Source organism: Leeuwenhoekiella sp. A16, from assembly GCF_047946675.1.
Lineage (GTDB): Bacteria > Bacteroidota > Bacteroidia > Flavobacteriales > Flavobacteriaceae > Leeuwenhoekiella.
Map to the genome: position 1 here is coordinate 2820138 of NZ_CP172313.1, position 19790 is coordinate 2839927.

Annotated in this window: 20 protein-coding genes and 1 tRNA gene; 3 read left to right on the forward strand and 18 right to left on the reverse strand. The window is 37.0% G+C overall.

The window, feature by feature from the left end; genetic code table 11:
* Window positions 1-122: 122 nt before the first annotated feature.
* The 14 genes from ACH3O9_RS12345 to nhaC all read right to left on the reverse strand — a co-directional run bounded on the left by ACH3O9_RS12345 (window position 123) and on the right by nhaC (window position 11841).
* A tRNA-Ser gene (locus tag ACH3O9_RS12345) sits at window positions 123-207 on the reverse strand.
* A gap of 63 nt (window positions 208-270) precedes the next feature.
* Window positions 271-927, reverse strand: a complete 657-nt coding sequence (locus ACH3O9_RS12350) for a SanA/YdcF family protein (protein WP_416440862.1) — start codon at window positions 925-927, stop codon at window positions 271-273.
* Window positions 928-929: 2 nt separating this feature from the next.
* Window positions 930-1328 carry an acyl-CoA thioesterase gene (locus tag ACH3O9_RS12355; protein WP_416440864.1) on the reverse strand — a complete coding sequence of 133 codons (399 nt, stop codon included), beginning with the start codon at window positions 1326-1328 and terminating at the stop codon, window positions 930-932.
* A 158-nt stretch (window positions 1329-1486) separates the two neighbouring features.
* Window positions 1487-2632, reverse strand: coding sequence for a 3,4-dihydroxy-2-butanone-4-phosphate synthase (gene ribB / locus ACH3O9_RS12360; protein ID WP_416440866.1), 1146 nt, complete (start codon window positions 2630-2632; stop codon window positions 1487-1489).
* Window positions 2633-2665: 33 nt separating this feature from the next.
* Window positions 2666-4099: an LptF/LptG family permease gene (locus ACH3O9_RS12365; protein ID WP_416446688.1), complete on the reverse strand. Its 1434-nt coding sequence runs from the start codon at window positions 4097-4099 to the stop codon at window positions 2666-2668.
* A 26-nt stretch (window positions 4100-4125) separates the two neighbouring features.
* A complete protein-coding gene (locus ACH3O9_RS12370) occupies window positions 4126-4767 on the reverse strand; it encodes a LolA family protein (protein WP_416440868.1) in 642 nt (213 codons plus the stop codon).
* A gap of 16 nt (window positions 4768-4783) precedes the next feature.
* The gene (locus ACH3O9_RS12375) at window positions 4784-7168 is read right to left on the reverse strand and encodes a DNA translocase FtsK 4TM domain-containing protein (RefSeq protein WP_416440870.1); all 2385 of its coding nucleotides are present in this window, start codon (window positions 7166-7168) and stop codon (window positions 4784-4786) included.
* 121 nt (window positions 7169-7289) lie between these two features.
* Window positions 7290-7628 carry a hypothetical protein gene (locus tag ACH3O9_RS12380; protein WP_416440872.1) on the reverse strand — a complete coding sequence of 113 codons (339 nt, stop codon included), beginning with the start codon at window positions 7626-7628 and terminating at the stop codon, window positions 7290-7292.
* Between the two features lie 218 nt (window positions 7629-7846).
* Window positions 7847-8227 (reverse strand): diacylglycerol kinase family protein, encoded by a 381-nt coding sequence (locus tag ACH3O9_RS12385; protein ID WP_416440874.1) that lies wholly within the window; start codon window positions 8225-8227, stop codon window positions 7847-7849.
* Window positions 8227-8727 (reverse strand): thiol peroxidase, encoded by a 501-nt coding sequence (tpx, locus tag ACH3O9_RS12390; RefSeq protein ID WP_416440876.1) that lies wholly within the window; start codon window positions 8725-8727, stop codon window positions 8227-8229. The genes ACH3O9_RS12385 and tpx overlap by 1 nt, the downstream gene beginning before the upstream one ends.
* A 197-nt stretch (window positions 8728-8924) precedes the next feature.
* Window positions 8925-9173, reverse strand: a complete 249-nt coding sequence (locus tag ACH3O9_RS12395) for a DUF6952 family protein (protein ID WP_416440878.1) — start codon at window positions 9171-9173, stop codon at window positions 8925-8927.
* Window positions 9154-9468, reverse strand: coding sequence for a thioredoxin domain-containing protein (locus ACH3O9_RS12400; RefSeq protein ID WP_416440880.1), 315 nt, complete (start codon window positions 9466-9468; stop codon window positions 9154-9156). Before ACH3O9_RS12400 ends, ACH3O9_RS12395 begins: the two co-directional genes overlap by 20 nt.
* A gap of 15 nt (window positions 9469-9483) precedes the next feature.
* Window positions 9484-10122 (reverse strand): peroxiredoxin, encoded by a 639-nt coding sequence (locus ACH3O9_RS12405; RefSeq protein ID WP_416440882.1) that lies wholly within the window; start codon window positions 10120-10122, stop codon window positions 9484-9486.
* A 231-nt stretch (window positions 10123-10353) separates the two neighbouring features.
* Entirely contained in the window at window positions 10354-11841 is a 1488-nt protein-coding gene (gene nhaC / locus ACH3O9_RS12410) for a Na+/H+ antiporter NhaC (RefSeq protein WP_416440885.1), read from the reverse strand.
* Between the two features lie 380 nt (window positions 11842-12221).
* Here nhaC and lpdA point away from each other — a divergent pair, with 380 nt between their 5' ends.
* Both lpdA and ACH3O9_RS12420 read left to right on the forward strand, forming a co-directional pair.
* On the forward strand, window positions 12222-13628 hold the full coding sequence (lpdA, locus tag ACH3O9_RS12415; RefSeq protein WP_416440887.1) for a dihydrolipoyl dehydrogenase: 1407 nt from the start codon (window positions 12222-12224) through the stop codon (window positions 13626-13628).
* A gap of 211 nt (window positions 13629-13839) precedes the next feature.
* On the forward strand, window positions 13840-15171 hold the full coding sequence (locus tag ACH3O9_RS12420; protein ID WP_416440889.1) for a serine hydrolase domain-containing protein: 1332 nt from the start codon (window positions 13840-13842) through the stop codon (window positions 15169-15171).
* A gap of 52 nt (window positions 15172-15223) precedes the next feature.
* Here the strand turns inward: ACH3O9_RS12420 and ACH3O9_RS12425 are convergent, their stop codons facing one another.
* Together ACH3O9_RS12425 and ACH3O9_RS12430 are read right to left on the reverse strand one after the other, a co-directional pair.
* The gene (locus ACH3O9_RS12425; RefSeq protein ID WP_416440891.1) at window positions 15224-16516 is read right to left on the reverse strand and encodes a hypothetical protein; all 1293 of its coding nucleotides are present in this window, start codon (window positions 16514-16516) and stop codon (window positions 15224-15226) included.
* A 172-nt stretch (window positions 16517-16688) separates the two neighbouring features.
* Complete coding sequence (locus ACH3O9_RS12430) at window positions 16689-17558, reverse strand: SDR family oxidoreductase (RefSeq protein ID WP_416440893.1); 870 nt, start codon at window positions 17556-17558, stop codon at window positions 16689-16691.
* Window positions 17559-17660: 102 nt separating this feature from the next.
* Here ACH3O9_RS12430 and ACH3O9_RS12435 point away from each other — a divergent pair, with 102 nt between their 5' ends.
* Complete coding sequence (locus ACH3O9_RS12435; protein ID WP_416440895.1) at window positions 17661-18023, forward strand: winged helix-turn-helix transcriptional regulator; 363 nt, start codon at window positions 17661-17663, stop codon at window positions 18021-18023.
* A gap of 2 nt (window positions 18024-18025) precedes the next feature.
* On the opposite strand, the gene ACH3O9_RS12440 is transcribed toward ACH3O9_RS12435, so the two are convergent.
* Window positions 18026-19126 carry an MBL fold metallo-hydrolase gene (locus ACH3O9_RS12440; protein ID WP_416440897.1) on the reverse strand — a complete coding sequence of 367 codons (1101 nt, stop codon included), beginning with the start codon at window positions 19124-19126 and terminating at the stop codon, window positions 18026-18028.
* Between the two features lie 24 nt (window positions 19127-19150).
* The gene (locus tag ACH3O9_RS12445) at window positions 19151-19714 is read right to left on the reverse strand and encodes a helix-turn-helix domain-containing protein (RefSeq protein WP_416440899.1); all 564 of its coding nucleotides are present in this window, start codon (window positions 19712-19714) and stop codon (window positions 19151-19153) included.
* Window positions 19715-19790: the final 76 nt, after the last annotated feature.

The window sequence follows — 19790 nt, forward strand, 5'->3', positions numbered from 1 at the left end:
CCTCCACCGAATTAGCCCCTTTTTAATCGATACTAAAGGATATTATTTGATATGGAATAAAATGAAAAAACCTGTAAATCATTGATTTACAGGTTTTTTATTGCCATTTATAGGACTTTCAGCGGAGAAAGAGGGATTCGAACCCCCGGAGGTGTGACCCTCAACAGTTTTCAAGACTGCCGCATTCGACCACTCTGCCATTTCTCCTAAGCGGATGCAAATATAGAAGGATTTTTCATTTTAAAAAGCCTTTTTTATATTTTTTTATTTTTAATTATTTTTTCCTGTGATAGGGATTTTTTCTCCCTTAAAATGAGGCTCCCTATTTATTAATAATTCCCCCCAGGCTTTGACGCTTGCAAGTTTTTCGCGTATTTGGTTGCGTGAGGCAAGGTCATAATTATGCAGATCTCCGTTAAAACCATAGTAATCAAGGTTCATAGAGCGTGCTATATAGATAACCCTGGGTAAATGAAAATGTTGAGATACCACAATAGCCTTGTCCACATTAAAAATATATGAAGCTCTAAAAACGGAGTTATACGTATCAAAACCGGCAAAATCAAGGAAAATATCGGTTTCTGGTACACCGCGTTCAAGAAGATATTTCTTCATTGCCATAGGCTCATTATAATAAGCTGTGCCATTGTCGCCACTTAGTAAGAATCGTTTTACCTTCCCTAAACGGTAAAGTCGTAAAGCAGATTCTACACGATCCCTTAAAATAGTAGACAATTTACCATCGCGTTTTACACTTGCACCCAGTACAATTACTGTATAGGTTTCTGGTAATTTGCTCGGGCTATCATATATATAAGGCTTGCTTATCTTTTGTATATGGTATGAGAGACTTAAGGTAAACACGATTAGTCCCATAAATAGGACTAGCATTGTAATAAGAAACAATCGTATTTTTTTACTACGCATTTTTAAGTCTCAGAATCTATAATTGGCACTGGTTTTTTGTCATCATTTACTGCGACAAATGTAAAAAAGCCCGTAACCGCTTTTTCCCGCTCATAGCTGTACATATCCTCTACAAAAATATCTACCTGTACAACACAACTGGTATTGCCTACACTTTTTATTCTTGCTATAAGTTCAACAATAGTACCCTGCGGAATAGGTTTAGTAAAATCAATTTTATCTGTAGAAACTGTAACCATTTTTTTTCGGCTAAAGCGTGTGGCACAAATAAATGAGGCTTCATCCATCATATGCAAGGCAGTACCACCAAATAATGTATCGTAGTGGTTAGTGGTATTTGGAAAAACTGCGCGGAAAATTCGGGTTTCAGATTTATCTATGAGCGCGTTCAGGTCTGTCATATATTTCAGTTGGTCTTACTACTTTGAAGTAAAGGTAATATATGACTAGTATTTAAGAAAACCAATATACAAAGGCTAGTACCACACTTTTAAAAGAATGATATCAAGCAATTGAGGTGTTGAAAACAAAAGTTGGTCGGCTAAAATAATATCAGAAACTAATAAGTTATCTGCTCTGTGATTTCAAGACCATAGCCTATCATGCCTACACGTTTTGTGGTTTCACTATTAGAAAGTAATTGTATTTTAGAAATACCCAGATCGTGTAAAATTTGCGCGCCAATACCAAAATCTTTAGTATCCATATGAACCTGAGGTGCTTTTGCAACGCCTTCACCCTGAAGATCTTTTAACTGAGCAAGCCTGCTAAGCAATCTGTTTGCCGCATCTTCTTGATTTATAAATACGATAGCACCTTTGCCTGCATCATTAATCACCTTAAACATATCGTCAAGTTTCTTATCTGCGTCAGTTGTGAGTGTACCCAGAATATCATTATTCACAAAAGTGGAATTTACACGCACAGGAACCGGTTCATCAATTGTCCAGCTTCCTTTTGTAAGCGCAAGATGTATCTGCTCGTTTGTGGTTTGCATGTAAGCGCGTAATCTAAAACGACCAAAACGAGTCTCTACATCAAAATCTTCTTTTTTCACAATAAGTGAATCGTGCTGCATTCTATAAGCGACAAGATCTTCTATAGAAACGATCTTGAGATCAAATTTTTGCGCCACATCTACAAGTTGAGGTAATCTAGCCATAGAGCCGTCTTCATTCATAATCTCAACGATCACACCTGCCGGTTTTAGACCTGCAAGTCTGGCGAAATCTATTGCAGCTTCTGTATGTCCTGTACGTCGCAAAACGCCTCCTTGTTTCGCTATAAGCGGAAAAATATGACCGGGTCTGCTAAGATCCCAGGGTTTAATATTAGGATCTAGTAGAGATTTGACCGTTTTTGCGCGGTCTGAAGCGCTTATTCCTGTAGTTACTCCGTGACCTTTAAGATCTACAGAAACGGTAAAAGCTGTCTCCATAGGGTCTGTATTAGTCCCTACCATCATGTCGAGTTTCAATTCTTTGCAACGTTCTTCCGTAAGCGGTGCACAAATCAATCCGCGACCGTGGGTTGCCATAAAATTGATCAGGTCTTTTGAGGCCATTTCTGCTGCCGCCACAAAATCTCCTTCATTCTCCCTGTCTTCATCATCAACTACGATGATAACTTTGCCCTGCTTGATATCTTCAATGGCTTCCTGAATTGTATTAAGTTGTATAGATGGTGTGAGCGTTTCAGCTTTCATAGCACATGTTTTGTACACAAAGATAAGGTAAACCTATTTTTCGCGTTTGTTGCGGGTAAGCTTTTGAAATATTTTTTTTATAGGGTCGATAAAGTTGTCTATATCAAACAATCCCTGATCTGTTGTTGCTCTGTAAGTGAGGTAAACTCCCAGTGGAAGCATAATTAACGAACTTAACCAACTCGCTATCCACGGAGAGATACTGCCGTCTTCAGCACTGTTTTTAGCAAAAATCCCTATAAAATGGTAAGTTAAGAAAAGAACAACTCCTACCACTATTGGTAATCCCAGACCTCCTTTTCTAATAATAGCGCCTAGCGGAGCACCAACAAAAAATAAAATGATACAACCAAATGCAAGTACAAATTTTTCATGCAGAGCGATCTCATATTTACTCAGGCTTTTAATTCTTGCGCTATTATCTACTTTTCTGCTTTTTACTGAATTTACATTCGCATTAGCAGCTGTTCTCGCAAAGTCTATTATTTGTAATTGATCTGCAGGTGTAAAGTTTTCGAGAACTACTGGTTTAACAATCTTAGATGTGTCAACCTTAATTTGGCCGGCATACGAAGAATCAAGAGCAGTAAGATTAATGCGCTTATTTTGTGTATTACCTAATTGCTTAAGGTAATTTGTATATTGTTTTGACAGGTCTGTTATAGATGAATCAAGTTTAGCAACATTAAGCATGGTGTAAGCATTGTCTATGCTTTTTTCTTCCATATCAACATTATCAAGTTCAGAAAGATCTATGTTAATGGTGTATGTTTCAAAATAACTTTTTACAAAAGGCTGCCGGCTTTTCTTGCGATAATCCTTTTGCTCGATCTCATTATAATAATTACCATCCTTTAATTTCAACGATAGAACATTATCATCACCGGCACTTATTAACTCACCTTCTTTTGCCTTTATGACTGTGAAATTACCCTGTCGCGATGGGTCTTTTTGGTAAATAATTACATCATTTAAAAACTGGTCATTATCACCGCTTTTATCAGCGATCTTTATGATGTAAGTGTCACCTATTTCATTATACTGACCTTTACTTAAAGCCATTGCAGGCTTAACTTTAGCAATATTCCGTCTTAAATTGAGGGATTCAAATTCTGCTGCAGGTATTACATAATTTGCAAAGAGAAAAGAAACTACACTTAATCCTACTATAAAAAAAGTAAGGCTACGCATAGCACGCTGCAGCGAAATTCCTGAAGATTTCATCGCTGCGAACTCATAATTTTCAGCAAAATTACCAAAGGTCATGATACTCGTAAGCAAAATTGTAAGCGGCAGAACTAAGGTGACAAGGCGTGGAGAGAAGTACATCAGGAATTTCATGATCACAAAAAAATCAAGATCCTTCCCGGCCAGATCTTTTATATAAAGCCAGATAGTTTGCAAGATAAAAATGAACATCAATATAATAAAGGTGCTCAAAAAAGTCTTGATGTAACTTACTAATATGTATCTGTCTAATATCTTCAAGACTACTAATCTAGTCTGTTGATGTAGTAATCTGGGTATTTGCTCTCGTCAAAAACAAACATATTTGTGGCAATAGGTTGATCTGTTTTAAAAGAATTTACGGTAATCGTTATTTTAGTACCATTTTTTTGAGACATAATAAGGCGATAGATATTTTTAGTTTGGGCATCAACGCCTAATAAAGCCTGTTTTATCTCGCTATTCGTATCAATAGGAGTAAGCTTTATATATTGTATTTTACGACCATTAACGTCCTGATCAATATCCCACTTATACGTATAACCTTTATTAAAAAATGTGAGCATCTTAGAAGGTGTAATCGCATCGTCATCTGCGGGATCCTGAGTTGAGATAGTGATTTCTTCGTCTTCGGGAACTATGGTATGAAGTTTCTTACCGTCATAGATCTGTGTTGTTCCCATTAGGCTTAATTTATATTTATCACCATCTAAGGTGACATCTCCCCGTGTTTCCTGATCTACACCCTGAGCTTCGTTTGTAAGCGAATATTTAAAATCTATATAAATGTTATCATAGCCTTTTACCTTAGTAGAAACTTCGTCAAGTAAAGATTTTGCTTTACTGTCCTGAGCATTTGCATAACCTAAAGTAAATACAGCTATTAATATGAGGGCTAAAGATTTCATGGTATTCAATTTTATTTTAGTCATTATTTAAGTGTTGATGCAGGGCATTAAGATCTGTTACTAATACTTGTCTTGCTTTGCTGCCTTCAAAAGGACCTACGATGCCCGCAGCTTCCAGTTGATCTATAATTCTACCGGCTCTGTTATAACCAAGTTTTAATTTACGTTGAAGTAATGATGCACTTCCTTGCTGTGCTGTGACTATAACTTCTGCGGCTTCATTGAACAGCGCATCCCTGTCGCTGGCATCTATATCAAGACTTGTGCCACTATCCTCGCCTACATATTCAGGTAGTTGATGCGCTTCAGGGTAGGCTTTCTGAGAACCAATATAATCAGTTATTTTTTCAACTTCAGGTGTATCTACAAATGCACATTGTACGCGCACAAGTTCATTACCCTGAGTAAAAAGCATATCTCCACGACCTATAAGTTGATCTGCACCCTGACTGTCAAGAATTGTACGCGAGTCAATTTTAGAAGTTACTCTAAAAGCTATACGAGCGGGAAAATTCGCCTTAATAATACCGGTAATAACATTCACAGATGGTCTTTGCGTGGCAATGATGAGATGTATACCTATAGCACGAGCAAGCTGTGCAAGACGAGCGATAGGAGTTTCAACTTCCTTACCGGCGGTCATAATAAGATCTGCAAATTCATCTACAACCAATACGATATATGGTAAGAATTTGTGCCCATCATTAGGGTTAAGCTTACGCTTTTTAAATTTTGTGTTGTACTCTTTAATATTTCTAACCATTGCGTCTTTAAGAAGATCGTAACGGTTGTCCATCTCAATACATAGAGAATTAAGAGTATGTATTACTTTAGTATTGTCAGTTATAATAGCATCTCCAGAGTCTGGTAATTTTGCAAGATAATGACGCTCAATTTTATTAAATAAAGTAAGTTCTACCTTTTTAGGATCTACAAGAATAAACTTAACCTCAGATGGATGCTTTTTATAAAGCAGCGAAGTAAGTATCGCGTTTAAACCAACAGATTTACCCTGCCCTGTAGCTCCCGCCATTAGCAAGTGGGGCATTTTTGCCAGATCAACCACAAATGTCTCGTTAGAAATAGTTTTTCCTAAAGTAAGCGGAAGTTCCATTTCTGCATTTTGAAAGCGGGGAGAAGCGATGGCAGAGCGCATAGATACAATACGTGCATTTTTATTAGGCACTTCTATACCAATGGTTCCTTTACCCGGGATAGGCGCTATAATACGTATTCCTAAAGCAGAAAGCGACAAAGCAATATCATCTTCAAGATTCTTAATTTTAGAAATACGAATCCCGGCCTCTGGCACGATTTCATATAAAGTCACAGTAGGTCCCACCGTAGCTTTTATATGAGCGATCTCTATTTTATAGTTCTTAAGGGTGTCAACAATACGGTTCTTATTTTCTTCAAGTTCCTGTTGATCTATAGTTATACTTTGTCCCTGTGTATAATCTTTTAAAAGATCGATTGAAGGAAACTTATAACTACCCAGTTCAAGTGTAGGGTCAAACTCGCCAAAGTCCTGAACGAGTTTTTTGCTGAGGTTTTCGGTTACCTCTTCCTCTTCAATAGTCTCTTCAATCTCGATCTCTACATCTTCATTTTGTTCTGAAGATGCGGTTGTATTATTTTCAGAATTAGGTACTGAAACCGGAATTTCCTCTTCTGGGACCGATATTTCCATAGTAGAAGCCGATTTTTGAGTTTCCTCTTCAACCGGTATGTCTATATTATCTTTCGCGAAAGCTGTATCTTCCATAGAGATTGGCTCTTCCTCATTATTAAATTCTGAAGCAAGAGCACTGCGTTTATGTGCAAAATAGTGCTGCACTTTTTCCGGAGTGATCTTTAAGCGCAAAACGGCATACGCTATAGCGAAAAATAACATGAGCAGGGCAGTACCTATTAGGCCCAGATAATCCTGCAGAAAATCATTGATCTCAAACCCTACAGTCCCCGCCAGTAATGGGTTTGCTTTGCTAAAGAAACCAAAGAAAACAGAAAGCCAGAGCATTACCAGAATTCCCCAGAACCAGAATGTCTGCAGGCGTTTTTTCTCTTTTTCAAAAAAGAAATAAATCCCGGTTAAAGTGATCAAAATCGCTAAAATAAGGGCTGAAATCCCAAATCCCTTATACACCAATAAATGGCCAATACCGGCGCCAAATTTATTAAGCCAGTTTTTAGCTTGTGCCTCGCGTTGAGTGAGATTGTTTAATATGCTTTGATCTGCCTGCCAGCTAAAAAAGTAGGAAAAAAGTGAAAATAACAGCGCTAAACCCAATAAAAACAGAAAGCTTCCAAGAATAATTTTCTGCTGTTTGGTTAGGCTGAAACTTATTTTTTTTGCCGGTTTCTTAGTAGTAGTTTTTGCTTTAGTCTTTTTTCTGGCCATTCAACTTTTAAAATCAAGGGGTAAAAATACAAATATCAAACGGTATGTTTAAGGAAAAGTTGTTTGTATAATTGATATGTTTATTGTTCCTGATTTTCGCCTTTAAGGCAAAATTATTAAGTCAAAACAGAGCTGGCATTAATCTTATTTGTGAGCGGTGTCCCGGTTTTAGGGTAAATAAGATTGTGATAAAAAGAAATAGTAAAAAGGCAGCGATCCAGTTTAAGCGCACAACGACAGCATTAGAAAAATAATATGCCGTCAATACAGATGAGATCAAACCTGCAATAGAAAAGATTATACCATATACTAAAATTATAGCGCCTCCTGCCAGACCTTGCCCATCTGCTGCACCGGTTATACCGGCATACGCCATACCCATCATTAAAAGCACAGTGCTGCTTAACACATAAAGTAGAATACTTGATGGTTTAAGCAATTTTTTTAAATCATCCTTCATAGCAATCCCCAATAAAATTGTCTTAGTTCTTACTCTTATTTTGTCAAATCAAATTGTAGTAAAAGCTTAAAGCGAAATTTTATAGGGTCAAAACGGAAGTGGTTGGGTAAAGTTTGTTTCATGTTGGGTTGTCTTAGATATTGCTAAAAATAATCTAAAATCCCATACCTAAAACAGAATTCTTAAAATTAATATACTGTATTTCAGTAATTTGAATGTTAATTGGCTAATTCTACTATATAAGGTGTGTAAATTATAAACCCAATAACTGCTGCGATTATTGCTGCAAATGTTACAGCACCTGCCGCTACATCCTTAATATCGCCAATTTTAGTATGAAAATCGGGATGAATAAAGTCGGCTATCTTTTCTACAGCAGTATTTAAACCCTCGATAGCAAGAACAAGACCTATAGCAAGTAATTGCAGGATCCATTCTGTTTGTGAAATTTGGAAGAAAAAGCCAGCTACAGTAACAATAATTGCCATAGAGAATTGCACTTGTATGCTGGGCTCATTTTTTAAAAGTAACCAGGCGCCTTTAAAAGCATAACGAAATGCAATAATTCTCTTACTCGCAAATGTATCGCGCCATGGCATTAACGCAATACTTTTAACGCAGCTTCATAATTGGGTTCCTGGCCTATTTCTGGAACTTGCTCTTTATATAAGATTGTTCCTTCTTCATCAAGAACAATTACAACTCTTGAATGTAAACCAGAGAAAGCACCTTCTGAAATTACAAGACCGTAAGTTTTACCAAAATCGCCGGTTCTAAAATCTGAAAGGTTTATAACATTTTCAAGTCCTTCTGCAGCACAAAAACGAGTTTGAGCAAAAGGAAGATCTTTTGAAATACACAATACAGCTGTGTTCTCAAGTTCGCTGGCTTCTTTATTAAATTTTCTTACAGATGCTGCGCAAACTCCAGTATCAACACTGGGAAAAATATTCATCACCACACGCTTGCCTTTAAAATCTGAAAGAGAAGCATTGCTAAGATCATTTTTAGCCAATGTAAAATCTGGTGCTTTTGTTCCTTTTTCAGGAAGATTGCCAGATGTATGAGTTTCGTTACCGCCTAGTGTTATTTGAGCCATATTTGTAATATTTAAATAAAGAACCTCAGGTAAAAGCGTGAGGTAAAAGTTGGTTTAATTGATGATGGCGTGAAGTTTATTTCTCGCTTAGTTAGTAAAAGTACTACTAAGAATAGAAAGTGCCAATCATCCCAATACTAAAAATCCTTTCCCTGTGAGAGGAAAGGATTTGAGTTGTTTTGATAAGTAAAATTAAATTATCTGTCAATAGACCCCAGAACTTTTTGGGCAAAACTGTTAGCAGCTTCGCGTTCTGGCATTCCATCTTTAACCATTTGATGCACTTCTGCAGCGCCGCAAAGATTAGTTAAGAGTTCTCCTATAACATCCATATCTGTATCTGTAACAGATCTGTGTTCTGTAAAAGATTCTAAGACAGTGATCGTCTTTTCTATGCTTTCCAGATCGTTGTTCTGCTGCAGGTGTCTAATTACCGGTAACTTCATTTACTAGCTCTTTTAAGTTTTCAAACTTATTTGTTTGTACCTGATTAACAAAATTGCCGTCTTTAAACGTAGCAAAAGTTGGTAGATTGTCAACTGTTGCAAGCTTGCGAGATTCAGGAAATTTTTCTGCATCTACTAATATAAATGCAGCGTTCTCATTTTCTGTAGCGAGTTTTTTAAACTTCGGTTTCATCAACCTGCAGTTACCACACCAGCTAGCCATGTATTGTACAACGACTACGTCATTGACAGCAACAATTTCGCTTAAATTATCTTGATCTAATTCCTTAATCATAATACGTTTTCTTAATTAGTTAGACGCGAGGTAAGAAGCTACACCTTCACGGTTTGCATTCATTCCTTCTTTACCTTCTTCCCAGTTTGCAGGGCACACCTCACCTTTTTCCTGAACGTGCGTATAAGCATCTATCAATCTTAGAAACTCATTCACGTTTCTTCCTAATGGCATGTGGTTTACACCTTCGTGAAATACCTGACCTTCTTCATCAATTAGATAAGTAGCACGGTAAGTTACATTATCACCTTCTACGGTGTAAGCGCCAGTTTCTTCATCATAATGCTCATTTGTAACATCAAGAATGCCCAGGCGATTAGCAAGATTTCTATTAGTATCTGCAAGAATAGGGTATGTTACACCTTCTATACCACCATTGTCTTTAGGAGTGTTTAACCACGCAAAATGTACTTCAGGAGTATCACAAGAAGCACCTATTACTACTGTATTTCTTTTTTCAAATTCTTCTAAAGCAGCTTGAAATGCATGCAATTCTGTTGGGCAAACAAAAGTGAAATCTTTTGGATACCAGAAAAGAAGAACTTTTTTGTTCTTGTGTTTAGCTTCATCAAGTACATTTAACTTAAATGTATCTCCCATTTCGTTCATGGCGTCTACATCCAGATTGGGGAATTGTTTTCCTACTAGTGTCATATTTTTATTTGTTTAGGTTCTTTATTCAGCGCGAAAATAAAACCGTTTCATTGAAAATTGGTATAAGTAAAATGTATTTAAACTATTGTGATATTGTCTCTGTCTATGGGAAAATTGAGATTGCTATTTCAATATCAATATTGTAGATTTTGAAGGGATTTAGACCATTTATGGCTCAAATTATTGCCAATTAATGCAAGAGTGATATTTCAGGAATTAAAGAACGAAAGACTAAGCCGCTTTTCTGGCATCTTTAAGCTCACGTATTTTTATACTGAATCCTGCGAACAATAAGGTCATAAAAGGACTCAACCAATTGAAAATGGCATAAACAAAATAATCTGCGACATGCACTCCTAAAACACCACTTTGGTAGGCACCACAGGTATTCCAGGGTACTAATACAGAAGTGACAGTTCCTGAATCTTCTAGCGTGCGGCTCAAATTTTCCGGCGCTAAGCCTTTATCTTTATACGCTTTTGCATACATTTTTCCCGGTACTACAATAGCCAGATACTGGTCACTGGCGGTCACATTAAGTGCAAGACAGCTAGCTACAGTACTCGCAAAAAGACCAAAAGTAGTATGGAAAAGTTTCAATAACGCCTTGCTTATTGCCGCTAAGGCACCAATGGCATCCATAATACCACCAAAAACCATAGCGCAGATTATAAGCCATATCGTGCCCAGCATACCAGACATACCGCCAGAAGAGAATAGATCTTTTAAAGCTTCATTATCTGTAGGTATGGCAGTATCAATTGTGATGGCATTCATAACTCCTTTATAGCCAGAAAGAAAACTAAGTGAAGTGCCACCACCCAATTGGGCTACAATTTCAGGTTGAAAAATAAGTGCAGCTACAGCTCCTAAAAGTGTTCCGAATAGTAATGCGATTAGCGGTGGTGTTTTCTTTACGATCAAAACGATCACAAGTACCGGCACCACAAATAACCACGGGTTTATATTTATTGCCTTGTCAACAGCAGCGAGAATTACGTGTGTATCTGCGGTACCTGTTGTGTCAAGATTTAGACCAATAATGATAAAAACGATTAATGTTACAGATATAGTGGGCACAGTAGTAAACATCATATATCGTATATGTGTAAACAGATCTGTACCTGCCATAGCCGGGGCAAGATTTGTCGTATCGCTCAAGGGCGAAATCTTATCGCCAAAGTAAGCTCCTGAGAGAACGGCACCCGCTGTCATACCTAATGGTATTCCAAGCGCATCTGCAATACCAATTAGCGCTATACCTACAGTAGCAGAAGTTGTCCAGCTGCTTCCCGTTGCTACAGAAATGATAGCACATATTACCACACAAGAAGCCAGGAATATTGTGGGATTGAGTATTTGCAATCCGTAGTAGATCATTGTGGGTATGATACCGCTAACGAGCCACGTCCCGGCAAGAGCACCTACCATAAGTAAAATGAGAATAGCTCCTGCTGTAGATTTAATATTTTCGGCAACCTCTTCAAGCATTTGGGCAAAGGTTACTTTGTTGTAAATACCTACAATTGCCGCAACCGCACCACCTAAAAGAAGAATGAATTGATTACTTCCGCTTAAAGCGTCATCACCAAAAGCCACAAAAACATTGTAAAAAAGCATCGCTACCAGCGCAAAAACGGGTATAAGTGCTTCCCAAATGTTTAGTTCTCTGTTCTCTATAATTTTTTCGTTTGAAGTATCTTGTGAGTGGCTTTCCATAGGAGTAAATTGAACGGTTACAATAATACGGAAAAACTATAATATCATATTTTTTAAAAATCAAGCATTTAGACGATAAAATCGTTCATTTTATCGTGTTTTTTGGGAATCAATAAATCTTAAGATAGATTGTTTACAGCGGCACTATATTTGCCATGTAGTTAATAATCAAGTCCTTTTACCCCAAAATAAAGCATTCATTTGCCTTCACCCCACTTGATAAAAGCCTTCCAACCCGGAAGGCTTTTTGTATTTTAAACATCCTGCAAAACAGCTATAATAGTTAGCAATAAAATTATAGGTAAAAGCTTATAATGATAGAATTGTACATTGCTCGTTAGAATTGTAACTTTGATATCTCAAATAGTTAAGATAAAAATATGAGTTCATACGACGTAGCAGTCATTGGTTCCGGTCCCGGGGGATACGTAGCCGCCATTAGATGTGCCCAACTTGGCATGAAAACGGCAATTATAGAAAAATATTCAACCCTGGGTGGTACTTGCCTTAATGTGGGCTGCATCCCTTCAAAAGCACTTCTTGATTCTTCACATCATTATGAAGATGCGATCACTCATTTTGAAGAACACGGTATTGAGATTTCTGGTGATGTAAAGCTCAATCTTGAGAAAATGATGTCGCGCAAGGCCGGTGTAGTAGAACAAACTACAAAGGGTATTGAGTTTTTGATGAACAAAAATGAAATAGATACCTATGAAGGTGTAGGAAGCTTTAAAGATGCCACTCATATCAATATCGCTCTTGCGAAAGGTGAAAATGTCACGATAGAAGCTAAACATATAATTATTGCAACCGGAAGTAAACCTGCCAGCCTTCCTTTTATAGAAATTGATAAAGAACGCATAATAACCTCTACTGAAGCTTTAAAGCTGAAAGAAGTACCAAAACACCTAATTGTGATAGGTGGCGGAGTTATAGGCCTTGAATTAGGTCAGGTTTATAAAAGACTGGGAGCAGAAGTTACGGTTGTAGAATATCTCGATCGCATTATCCCAACTATGGATGGGGCTCAAAGCAAAGAACTTACTAAAGTTCTCAAAAAGCAAAAGATGAAGATCAATGTTTCTCATCAGGTAAATGCGGTAGAGCGTAATGGTGATGAGGTGACTGTGAAGGCAAAAGATAAAAAAGGAAACGAAGTAGAATTTAAAGGTGATTACGTTCTTGTTTCTGTGGGTAGAAAAGCATTTACAGATGGGTTAAATCTGGATGCAGTGGGTATTGAAACAGACAAACGCGGTGTAGTAGAAGTGAATGATTACTTGCAAACCAAAGTTTCAAATATCTATGCAATAGGTGATGTGGTACGCGGTGCAATGCTCGCACATAAAGCAGAAGAAGAAGGTGTTTTTGTGGCCGAAACAATCGCAGGACAAAAACCACATATTGATTATAACCTCATACCAGGAGTGGTTTACACCTGGCCAGAAGTTGCTTCTGTAGGTAAAACTGAAGAAGCTTTAAAAGAGAGTGGTACAAAATATAAAGTTGGTCAATTTCCTATGCGTGCATTAGGACGTGCTCGTGCAAGTGGTGATACAGACGGATTTGTGAAAATCCTGGCTGATGAACAAACTGACGAAGTTTTAGGAGTTCATATGGTTGGTGCACGCGTTGCAGATTTAATAGCAGAAGGAGTTACCGCGATGGAATTTAGAGCAAGTGCAGAAGATATGGCAATCATGTCTCATGCGCATCCTACATATGCAGAAGCTGTAAAAGAAGCAGCTCTCGCAGCAACAGCAGACCGCGCTTTACACGTATAAAAAATCGGTTAAAACCAAAAAAACCCGCTTTTTAGGCGGGTTTTTTTGGTTTTATATATCCACGATTTATAATATTCGCTTATTAATAGTAATTTATTTTTATCTTTCTCAAACCAATCGCTTGAAGTTTCACGTTTTTAAAGTGGAAGTTTTAAATAAGCATATAATTCCCTCATACTAGAATTGTATTTAATTTTCACAACTATTTCTTATGAAAATACTGTTACTGTTGATTTTAACTGTTGCTTCTATTCACGCTCAGGATACGACCTTGACTAAGCTTGATCATTTTTTTAATCTTCTTGAAGAAAATAATGTAATGATGGGCGATTTTTCTGTGTTTAAAGATGGTAAGGAAGTTTACCAAAAAACAATAGGCTACGTTGATATTGATGCAGGTATTAAAGCAGATAAAAATACTAAATATCGCATTGGCTCTATTACCAAAACATTTACAGCCACAATTATCATGCAATTGGTTGAGAACGGAAAATTAAAAATAGATACACCATTAAGCAGCTATTTTTCAGAGGTTCCAAATGCAGATAAAATAAGTATAGAAAATATGCTACGTCATCAAAGTGGTATTTTTAATATCACAGATGAATCTGATAGCAATAAGTGGGTCATTAAACCACAATCCAGAAAGGCAATGTTAAAACGTTTAATGAAACATCCTTCTATTTTTGAAGCTGGAACAAAAACCGCCTATTCTAATTCAAATTATATTTTACTGTCTTACATCGCTGAAGATATTACTGGGGAAACTTATTCAGAAAATATTAAATCACGCATAGTAGATCCTCTTAATCTAGAGCGCACAGAATATGGGCATGATATCAAGACTTCTGATAATGAAGCGATACCTTATATTCCTGTAAATGGAGTTTGGAAACCATTTCCTGTAATTTCAGATATGAGTGTGCCTATGGGAGCAGGTGCCATTGTATCAACAGCAACAGAATTAAATGAATTTTATCAGGCTCTCTTTAGCGGTAAACTCGTCTCAGATAATTCTTTAAAACAGATGACAGATGTGTCAACGGGTATGGGGATGGGGTTTGGAGCCGGATCTTTTAGCAATAGAAATGGTTTTGGACACGACGGGGCGATAGATGCTTTTCAATCCTTTGCCTTACATATGCCGGAAGAAAACATTTCTATTGCCATAACAACAAATGCAACATCCTTGCCTTTACAATATATTTTAACCAGTGCAATAAGTATTTATTTTGGCGAAGAATATGAATTCCCAGAATTTAAACCTAAAAAGCCATTCTTAGAATTAACGTCTGCAGAACTGAAGCAATATGCGGGAACATATAGCAGCCCAGATTTTCCATTGAAAATAACCATAGATCATAATAAAAATAAACTTACGGCTCAAGCCTCTGGACAATCTGCTTTTCCATTAGAAGCTATTGCTAAGTATACTTTTAAGTCTTTTGATGAAATGATAACTTTGACTTTTAATATTCATGAGAAAACTCTTTTGCTTCAGCAGTTGGGATTTCCTGAACATTTGTTAACAATGGAAGAGTGAAATAGAAGCATTTAAAATTTTAAAACAGGCTAAAATCTTAAGATTCCTCTCTTTAATTTACATTTGAAGTACTGATTAGGTGCCACCTTTGGTATTTGGCTACATAAACAAAAGTAGCAGCTTCCTTATTGTTGATTTCGATCTGGCCACCGCCGTCCCAAATAGACAACCGATTTTGAGCTTGAGAACCTCCGTTTTCACTTTGAAAATACATTCTGAAATTTGCATTTCTTACACTTGTCTTAATAGTAATAATACGACCATCTGTCCCGCCAGAAATCCCTGTTATATTTATAGGCTGATTGTCACCTGTGTCATTAAGTATAAATATCGATGCATCTGTAGTTGACAGATTTAGGTTCATATTATTTTGATTTGTATAAAAATTTTGATCAATTATTTCTACACTTCTATAAAGCCCTCTGCCGCTACTTGCAGAATTTTGAACTTGTAATGTGCCATCTGCATTTGCTACAACTGCAGCTGGGTATGTCACAGTGGGATTATTTGTAGTGGCGAGTGCATCACTGCGCATAGAACCTGCAATATGTAATTTTTCTTGGGGCGTTGCAGTGCCAATACCTACATTCCCATCATTTTTTACAGTAAATCTTTCAACCTGATTGGTGGTATTTGCTGCAATAGTAGATACGACAAATTTAGTAGGCAAGCTGTTTGAAGTAGGAGTACCGTCAACGTAATATCTCAGTCCGCCCACTTCTCTTGTGTTTGTCCCATCGTGGGTTTTAAAAATAACAGAGCCTATTTCCTGGTTTGTTGCCAGTCTTCCCGGCGCATCTAAAGTACCGCCGGTATTATAGAATACAAAATTGGGCGGATTAGTATCTGCGCTTGTTAACTGTATATCATTATCTCCTTCTCGCTTTATTTCAAAACCTTCTACGGGATCATCTGTGCCAATACCAAACTTTCCATCTTTTGTAAAAGCTACGGTGTACCCATTTTCGTTAGCCTGATTTGCGTACAGAACGTCATTGCCTTTCGCATTTCTAGCGCGCGTCCATTCAGCTGCACTTGAAGTGAAAGGTAGCCACGATGTTGTAGCATTATCCCAATAATGAAAACCTTTATCGTAAGTGCTGTAAGCCTGAGTTAAATAAACCAGCATGCCATCCTGAGCTGAACCCGGGTGAGTGGCAGAAAAATTATTAACTCTTGGGATTAATAAACCGTCTGTAAAAATAGGAGCATTCGGGTCTGAAGCAGCAATATCTAATCTTGATTGTGGGGAGGTTGTACCAATACCCACCTGTGCATAGGCGGTGACAGAGGTAAAAAATATTATAAGCAAACTAAGGCTTATGATTGTTGTAATTGTTCTCATTTGTGGGTTTTACTACCACAAATAAAAGTCCTATTTTTTATATGATTTTTTATTTTGGCTAGCCAAAGAGAATATCGGTATGTATAGCAGAATAGCCGATAAATGACGTTTTTTTAGGAACGTAATTAGTCGGCTATGCAAAAATTTCGTTTTAATTAATTATCTCGCTTCTTTAATTCGCGTATACAGATCTTAAATATTCTTTAAGTTTTGTTGGTTTTTCGCCTATTAAATTGGTGACATCGTGGCTTGTCTGTTTAAATTCACCAATCTTAGTTGCTTCAGAAAAACCAGCCATCATCCCGATAATATCATTAGGGACTCCATTTTCTTTTAAGGTTGCAGTAAATTCTTCTTGCGATGGCGATACATATTGAATATCCTTCCCGGTAACTTCTGAGATCATTTCTGCAATGTCCTTATAGCTGTAAGCTTCTTCTGCAGTGATGTTGTATTCTTTATTAGCATGATCTTTTGTCGTTAAAACAATAGCTCCTGCTTTTGCCATATCTTCTCTTGATACAAATGCGCATTTTCCTTCGCCAGCAGGCAGGTAAATCGTTTTGTTCTCAAGAATATGTTCACCTATAAACATGGGTATGACTTCCATGTAAATGTTATGTTTTAAAATCGTGTAATTTAATCCCGATTTTTTGATCAGATCTTCCGTTTTTAGATGTCCCTCAGCGACTAATGGTATGGGGGAGTTTTCTAAACCCCTCTCTCGTATAAAACTGGTGTAAATAATATGATTTACACCGGCTTCTTTTGCCGCTTTTACAATATTCTCATGTTGCTTGATTCGTTTTGCAATATCGCTTCCTGAAACAAAATAAAGTTTGTCAATGCCGGTGAATGCCTGCACCAGCGAATTATAATCATCATAATCACCCAGACGAATATCTATATCTGAATTTTCAAATTCCTTAGTCTTAGATTTGTCTCTGGCAAGAATTGCAAGTGGTGTCGCCGGCGCATATTGCTGAACGTATTTTAAAACTAAATTTCCTAAATGACCGGTAGCTCCTGTAATTAATATCATAGTATTGTTTTTCTTACTAAATTAAATATATTTACTATATTAAAGTAAGTGAATTGCAGAAGATTAAACTATACTTTTGTATAGTGCTTAAAAATTATTTTTATGGAAATACATCAAAATTTAGAAGACATAAAATTGTGTTCTTCTCAGTTTGTTCTCGCAGTAAATGATACGATGAATGTTATAAGCGGAAAATGGAAACTCCCTATAATAGGCACCTTAATGTTTGGTAAAAAAAGATTTAAAGATATGGAACGTGAGATACCCAAGATCAACCCGCGTATGTTGTCTAAGGAGTTAAAAGATCTCGAGGCAAATGGTATAGTCTCACGTACAGTGCATAATACAACTCCTGTAAAGATTGAATATGAACTTACTAAATCTGGCAAAACCTTAAATAAAGTTCTTGATTCTATGGTAGAGTGGGGTTTACACCACAGGCAAATCGTGCTGGCAGATGACTAAAATTAGTTCACCAGCTGCCACCACTTTTCAAATAGGACTTGATCATTATTAAGATCAACTTTTTCACCTATCATAGGCGTTACTAAATGAATTTCCGTTTGTGTGGCACCTATATTTGTAATACGTTCTAAAGGCTCATCCCAGCTGTGATTAGCCAGCGCAAATTTGCAGGAATGTACCGGCAGGAGAGATTTTGCTCCCAAGTCTTTTGCAGCCTGAAATACTTCTTCTGGTTGCATGTGAATGTATTTCCAGTTCTTGTCATACTGACCATTTTCCAGAATAACCAGGTCAAAAGGACCTTCAGTTTTACCTATTTCTGCAAAATGAGTGTCGTAGCCACTATCACCACCAAGGTACAGCTTTAACGTTGGTGTTTTTAAGATATATGAAGTCCACAGCGTTTGATTTCGTTTAAAACTCCTTCCGGAAAAATGTCGCGCAGGCGCTGTTTTTATAGTAAAGCCGTCACCTAATTTTATCTCGTGATTCCAGTCTCTTTCTATAATCTTATTCTTTTGAAAACCCCAGAATTCCAGATGTGAAGCCACACCTAAAGGACAAATGATCGTGTGTGTCTGTGACTTAAAATTGATAAGCGTATTATAATCCATGTGATCCCAATGATCGTGGGTTAGAACCAGAATGTCAATTTCAGGAAAGTCTGAAACCGTATAAGGATCGCTTCCGCGGAAGGCCTTAGTACCGCCGGGCATGGGTGAAGCAGAACCGCTAAAAACAGGATCAACCAGAATTTTCTTTCCATCTGTCTGAATGAAATAAGAAGAGTGACCAAACCACACTAAAATATTTTCAAAAGGATCGAGGTTTAGAAGATCTGTCTTTTTAGAAGGCAAAGGCTTGGGCGGTTTACGATTAGCACTTTTTCTAAATAGAATATCGCGTATTGCCTCAATATAAGTGACTCCTTCTGTAAGTGAAGGCGTCTCATGTAAATTTTGAAATGAATTTTCTGTGTAGTGAGGCGATTTTTTAATTCGCGCTAAGCGCTTACCGCCAGGGTTGCTGCCAAATTTTTCCTGATTCATAAAAATCACAGAGAACAGAACCAGCAGTAGAATTATTAGGAGAAAGATGAGCATAATTATATTTGCCTATTGCAGAAATTAAAGATTATTTTCCCGTACGCTGTCCCAACAGATCGTAAATGACATGTCTATATATTTTTTAATTTCTTTATCGTGATGCATGAGATATTCTATAGTCCCAAAGAGAAGGTCATTAAAAGTCTTAAGTAAAAAATCGAGCGGAATTTGCTTAAAAACGCCATTTTCTATGCCGTTTTTCCACCATTCAAGTCGGCCTTTCCAGGTGTCATCTTCGGCCATGAGGTCGTTGCAATAGTAAGGTGAGTTTTTAAACTGAAGCAAATACTGCACTTTATCCTGATTATCTAAACTCCATAAGATAATATTTTGCCACAGCTGTTTAAGCTCTTCTTTTATGGTGATATTTTCAGAATCTGATAAATAAGTTTGAGAGATTATTTCTTTTTTTATCGCTTTGTATGATGAAATAATAATGTCTTCTTTAGATTTAAAATGGTAGAACATAGTGCCTGTGGCAACACCTGCAGTTTTAGATATTTCTGCGGTAGAAACCCGGTCAAAGCCATTTTGCACAAATAGTTTTACGGCACTTGATAATATAAGGGTTTTCTTATCTGTCATTATTAATTTCTAAGGGAAGACAAATCTCCCATTTTATACTTAAAATCGATTATTTTAGGTATAAAAACAGCCATTT

Excerpts from the sequence above, each read along its gene's own strand:
- ACH3O9_RS12440 (WP_416440897.1), bottom strand. The coding sequence starts at position 19,126 with ATGCTCATCTTTCTCCTAATAATTCTACTGCTGGTTCTGTTCTCTGTG.
- lpdA (WP_416440887.1), top strand. The coding sequence starts at position 12,222 with ATGAGTTCATACGACGTAGCAGTCATTGGTTCCGGTCCCGGGGGATAC.
- ACH3O9_RS12370 (WP_416440868.1), bottom strand. The coding sequence starts at position 4,767 with ATGAAATCTTTAGCCCTCATATTAATAGCTGTATTTACTTTAGGTTAT.
- ACH3O9_RS12385 (WP_416440874.1), bottom strand. The coding sequence starts at position 8,227 with ATGCCATGGCGCGATACATTTGCGAGTAAGAGAATTATTGCATTTCGT.
- nhaC (WP_416440885.1), bottom strand. The coding sequence starts at position 11,841 with ATGGAAAGCCACTCACAAGATACTTCAAACGAAAAAATTATAGAGAAC.
- ACH3O9_RS12400 (WP_416440880.1), bottom strand. The coding sequence starts at position 9,468 with ATGATTAAGGAATTAGATCAAGATAATTTAAGCGAAATTGTTGCTGTC.
- ribB (WP_416440866.1), bottom strand. The coding sequence starts at position 2,632 with ATGAAAGCTGAAACGCTCACACCATCTATACAACTTAATACAATTCAG.
- tpx (WP_416440876.1), bottom strand. The coding sequence starts at position 8,727 with ATGGCTCAAATAACACTAGGCGGTAACGAAACTCATACATCTGGCAAT.
- ACH3O9_RS12435 (WP_416440895.1), top strand. The coding sequence starts at position 17,661 with ATGGAAATACATCAAAATTTAGAAGACATAAAATTGTGTTCTTCTCAG.
- ACH3O9_RS12405 (WP_416440882.1), bottom strand. The coding sequence starts at position 10,122 with ATGACACTAGTAGGAAAACAATTCCCCAATCTGGATGTAGACGCCATG.
- ACH3O9_RS12355 (WP_416440864.1), bottom strand. The coding sequence starts at position 1,328 with ATGACAGACCTGAACGCGCTCATAGATAAATCTGAAACCCGAATTTTC.
- ACH3O9_RS12350 (WP_416440862.1), bottom strand. The coding sequence starts at position 927 with ATGCGTAGTAAAAAAATACGATTGTTTCTTATTACAATGCTAGTCCTA.
- ACH3O9_RS12380 (WP_416440872.1), bottom strand. The coding sequence starts at position 7,628 with ATGAAGGATGATTTAAAAAAATTGCTTAAACCATCAAGTATTCTACTT.
- ACH3O9_RS12375 (WP_416440870.1), bottom strand. The coding sequence starts at position 7,168 with ATGGCCAGAAAAAAGACTAAAGCAAAAACTACTACTAAGAAACCGGCA.
- ACH3O9_RS12430 (WP_416440893.1), bottom strand. The coding sequence starts at position 17,558 with ATGATATTAATTACAGGAGCTACCGGTCATTTAGGAAATTTAGTTTTA.
- ACH3O9_RS12420 (WP_416440889.1), top strand. The coding sequence starts at position 13,840 with ATGAAAATACTGTTACTGTTGATTTTAACTGTTGCTTCTATTCACGCT.
- ACH3O9_RS12395 (WP_416440878.1), bottom strand. The coding sequence starts at position 9,173 with ATGAAGTTACCGGTAATTAGACACCTGCAGCAGAACAACGATCTGGAA.
- ACH3O9_RS12425 (WP_416440891.1), bottom strand. The coding sequence starts at position 16,516 with ATGAGAACAATTACAACAATCATAAGCCTTAGTTTGCTTATAATATTT.
- ACH3O9_RS12445 (WP_416440899.1), bottom strand. The coding sequence starts at position 19,714 with ATGACAGATAAGAAAACCCTTATATTATCAAGTGCCGTAAAACTATTT.